This is a genomic window from Bacillus sp. LK2 (assembly GCF_001043575.1).
Taxonomy (GTDB): domain Bacteria; phylum Bacillota; class Bacilli; order Bacillales; family Bacillaceae_G; genus Bacillus_A; species Bacillus_A paramycoides.
This window is the reverse complement of the sequence record NZ_LDUK01000082.1, coordinates 1-4582: the sequence shown is the minus strand read 5'-3', so window position 1 is coordinate 4582 and position 4582 is coordinate 1. Positions and strand designations below refer to the sequence as shown.

Below are 4582 nucleotides of genomic sequence, written 5' to 3'. Positions count from 1 at the left end.
AATCCTTAAGTTGATGGATGTGTGATGCTACCCCATTGCCATCAAGTTAAGGTTTTGAAGTACTCACCTAACGTAAAATTTTTATCCATCTACAAACATTTATAACAATTCCGTTCATTTTTTAGTTTTGGGTAACAACGAATTTCTTAAGTTAATGGGCATGTAGCGGGACCCCTAGTTGGAAACAAAAGTAAGGGTATGACCAGTTTTCATGTATTATCTTGGCCTTACCCCATATGGACAAATTCATTGAGTAAGTTAATGAATGCGCTTTCGATAAATGTGATGTATGATATAATATACGGACGGAGATCCAACACTCATATTATTAAAATTAAAGTGGTTATCAAGTCGGAGGAAGGCACCTTATGGTGTCTTTTCTTTATAAAAAAAGACGTATAAAGCGCCTACTATGTAATGATTATAAAGATGTTTAATTCTTTGAACAATTACTGAATAATAACTCCTAGAAATAACAATAAAACCTTTTAATAACCCAATCATTATGCAACAATCACGCGCGTTTGTTTAATTGTTAGAAACCTTCTACCAATACATTCATTTATCATAGAAGGTAAACGAACCAGATGCTTACGACAATAAACCAAATGTTGATTGACAACAGGAACACTCGCTCACAAATCCCAAAGATAAATCGCAACGGCTTGAACATCGTTACAACAACAGCACCAAGCGAGATAGAAGAAATCATGGTTATGATGTGAAAAAATGGTTCTAGATTTTTAAATCCTTCCAGTAATTTCAAATGACTTCCTCCACGATCAATGACCATATAGGAAAAAGTGAACGCAAGAATAGCAAATAAGTAATGGAATTTTCCTCGAACCGTAAGTTTTTCTCCTTCTAGGTCAGTTGGAAAGAATAACATAAGGCTACGGGAGATGACCATTAAAATGATTAAAATCGGAATAGACGCGGATATGGTGAAGCGATCTTTTACATTCAACATCACGATAGAAAGCGACAATGCCCCTAAATTGCTGAGCCAAGCGTAAATTATAAATAATTTTTTTGTAGCACCTACACCGTAATCACTTACAGCATGTCGAATAGGATGATAGCCTGTTTTCTTAAAGTGAAGTATGAGAAAAAAAATAAAATAACCCCAAAAGAGCAATACGGCCACAATCGATAGGATTTTCTCGATGGACAATTTCAGACCTCCCAAAGTTCATCAGATTCAGTTCTCTAACAGTTCCTTCCCCGTTTGTTGAATAGCATATCGACAATTTAATTTTAAATGACTTCATTATTTTTTAAACAATTATATTATGATTTAAACGACTTTATTATTGCCGAAATACATAACCGTCATAAAGGCCCCAAAAAAGAAAAAATTTTAGGTACTCTTTCTCTAAAAAATGAATAGTCATGTTCAGCATCCATAATAATTGCAAACTCTGTACTTGTTACTTTCTCCTTTAAAATATCATAGATACTTTTATTCGAAGCTAAAAACTCCTTATTTATGATTTCTTCACTTCCAGATTCCTTATCTCCGCAGTCTAAGTAAATCCTTTTAATTAAAGACAAATCAGAATTCTTTATTAGTTTTTCAATTCCTTCTTGGTTACGGTAAAAAGCAGAGGATAATACTGATATATTTTTGAATACTTGAGGATACCGACACATAGCATATGTGGTAATAAGTCCCCCTAAAGAGATACCCGCCATTGCGGTATTGCCCTTTAACGTACGGTATTTATTGTCTATAAATGGTTTTAGTTCATTTACGATAAAGTCGACATACTCTATCCCTTTTCCGCCAGATGTACTAACGTGTCCTAATATTTTTTTGCTATATTCCCCGTTTATCCAAGGACAATATTCGTTTATCCGGTCTTTAGTATTTTGATCTATTCCGACAACAATAACTTCTAATCTATTTTCATCTAAGTAGTTTTCGAGTTCTAAAGATGTGCCGCCAATTGCATCGTCATCATTAAAAATATTTTGTCCATCGTGCATATATAAGACGGGATATTTTTTTCTTCCCTCATTGTAATTCTTAGGTAGATATACTCTAATTAGCCTATCTTGTTTGAAGGAAGTCATATATACAGGAAATATTTCTAACAAGAAAACCCCTCCTTTGCTATTGATAATGTCAGTTTATCATTGATTTACTCTAACGGTTTCTTGGAGTTTTTCCATCAATTCTTAATAAATATTATTATATCGTTTTTATATTATTCTGAATATTTTCTTTAGGAAAGATTTAATTTCTTAAGTTGATGGATGTGTGATGCTACCCCACTAAGATTAATTATTTATGTCCCTTGTTTTTTAAAATTGTTCTTTTAGCTTTTTTAATTATTCTACTAGTTGATTTTATATCAATATCCTTTGTCCATTCTTCACACAGGTTTATTACCCAAACTGGTTTGGTTTTACTTGCATCATTCAGCCAATTTCCAACTGAATCTTGAACATATTTTGATGGATCTGATTTAAGTAGATTAAGAATTGGAAGTGCTTTTTCGGGTTCTTGTTTTAGTATTTCAATATGCTTACTCCATACCCCCCGAGGACGAATAGATTCTACAGAGAACCTGCGAATATTCTCATCTTCGCTTTTTGCCCAGTCTACTAACAATTCCACGCTTTCCTCTATATTTTGTGAAAGGTCTTCTCTAATAGACATCCAAGCTATTTCTCGAACACCAAAATGATGATCTGCTGCAAATGGGCGAATGTACTCTAATCTTTCTTTTAATGTGCTATTTGGTTTTTTGTTCATAAACGCTGCCCAACATCGTACACTATCTGAGGTGTGATTAGAGAATTTTAATAATAAGTCTGCCTTTTTCCTTTCATTCTCTTTGAATATGACTTTATCCAATAAAATCCCTGTCATTCTTATGACTTTTATTCCAGTTTCAACGTTCTGTTTTTCCAATTCAGCTATCACAAATTCTAAACTATCTTTGATCCCTATTGAAGGCAAGACATTTTTAAGTAATTCAATATGATTTATGGCTAGCCATTCTGTTAAATTAACACTTTCTATTTTCCCTTGATTTAGAAATTGTAATACTTCATTTGGGATTTCACTTACTTTTTTAGCTCCTTTTCTGTTTAAGATACCGTCTGTTTCTTTCACTATCATTTAATCCCCTCCTTGCAATACTTTCTTCAAATGATTCTACAGAAAGAATAGCGTATTTTTTCATTTTAGGGGGCATTTCTTTTTATTAGCTTGATACCGATGTGACGATACCCCTTTATTGTTTTTCAGACTTCGCTTGTTCTAGAATGTATGCTTCTTCTTGTTCCGGTGTCGCTAATTCGTATGCTTTACCAGTGCTGTTATTGTCCAATTCCCATAATAAATTATGCTCCTCAACCGATTGAGAGAAATCGCCTTCATACCAACGAACCAAAATCTTGAGGTACTGTTCTTTATGTTGTAAGGTTCCACTATTACTTTCATCAATCGCTCGACGTACTTTTTCGATGTTTTCTGGAGTCATTTTGATAAATCCTTGCTTTTCATGAGATAATACTTTTTGATGAGTCATTTTGTGCATTGCATTGATTATATGACGATCAGAATTGAGGTCAAGTATTACCTCTTCCCCTTTAATTCTCTCAGTCTGCTTTTCCTTAACGTCTGAACCTGCATACGTACTGACTTTGTAACCAGTAAAAATACCAACTGCTATAGCAATAACTAAGGTTGATGTGATTTTAATCCACTTTTTCAAACCTCTTCCCCCCTTTTTATTGAAGTGTACCATAAAAGAAGAACTGTATACCCATATCTATCTGTGAGGTCTACATAACGCATCATTATCAGTAGTCGTATCTAGAAACCTAAAAAAGTCCCTTTAGATCTTCTAAAGAGACTTTTCATTCACATAATCCTATCTATAGTTAAACAAATAAGATTGAATAAATCTATTTTTTCTTGTTTTATTTAATAAATTGTTTAGGCATTTCTTTAACGTGCTTATCATCATCACGCCAATCATAGGTTTCTTTCTGTGAAATATCTAAAGTTTGATCTCCAATTCTAACACTATTCTTATTTACCCATTCAATATATGGATCCGTATCTGGATAGTTCCAATATATATTTTTCTTTGAATCTGTATCAAGGTTAACTAATTCACCCCTAACAGCATCCGCACTTAATGATCCCGCATTATGAAAATAAGTCTTAATGAGATATCTTCCATCTGGAGATTTCACTGTTCGAATTAATTCACCTTTTGGAACACCTTGCAAACTAAAAAAATTCCAATATCCAAATCCAATTATAATTACTAACATAGAAAGTATAGTTATTAATACTTTTCTTTTTGTTTTTTTAACTTTACCTTTTGTATTTATATTACTCACTCATTCAACTCCAGTCCATAGAATATAAACCATATTATACCATTAAATAAATGATTTAATATACTCGAAAATAAAAATCATACCTTAATAGTTTTTATAAAAAGGGCATATTTCACATAATTCTCGTTATCAGTAGTTAATAATGAATAGAATTTTCATTCTGGGGGTACTATCAAATTTTAGCTTGATGGGCATGTGGTGCTACCCCACACCCATC

Annotated in this window: 5 protein-coding genes; all 5 read right to left on the bottom strand. The window is 32.8% G+C overall.

Features of this window, described 5'->3' with window-relative positions:
* Window positions 1-565 precede the first annotated feature (565 nt).
* Window positions 566-1174 (bottom strand): DUF998 domain-containing protein, encoded by a 609-nt coding sequence (locus tag VK90_RS26815; RefSeq protein WP_048376589.1) that lies wholly within the window; start codon window positions 1172-1174, stop codon window positions 566-568.
* A gap of 158 nt (window positions 1175-1332) precedes the next feature.
* Window positions 1333-2100 (bottom strand): alpha/beta hydrolase, encoded by a 768-nt coding sequence (locus tag VK90_RS26810; protein ID WP_048376586.1) that lies wholly within the window; start codon window positions 2098-2100, stop codon window positions 1333-1335.
* A 187-nt stretch (window positions 2101-2287) separates the two neighbouring features.
* Window positions 2288-3130 carry a DNA alkylation repair protein gene (locus VK90_RS26805; protein WP_048376584.1) on the bottom strand — a complete coding sequence of 281 codons (843 nt, stop codon included), beginning with the start codon at window positions 3128-3130 and terminating at the stop codon, window positions 2288-2290.
* Window positions 3131-3245: 115 nt separating this feature from the next.
* Window positions 3246-3728 carry a PRK06770 family protein gene (locus tag VK90_RS26800; protein ID WP_002172586.1) on the bottom strand — a complete coding sequence of 161 codons (483 nt, stop codon included), beginning with the start codon at window positions 3726-3728 and terminating at the stop codon, window positions 3246-3248.
* Window positions 3729-3936: 208 nt separating this feature from the next.
* Window positions 3937-4365, bottom strand: coding sequence for a DUF5412 domain-containing protein (locus VK90_RS26795; RefSeq protein ID WP_002172587.1), 429 nt, complete (start codon window positions 4363-4365; stop codon window positions 3937-3939).
* Window positions 4366-4582 lie beyond the last annotated feature (217 nt).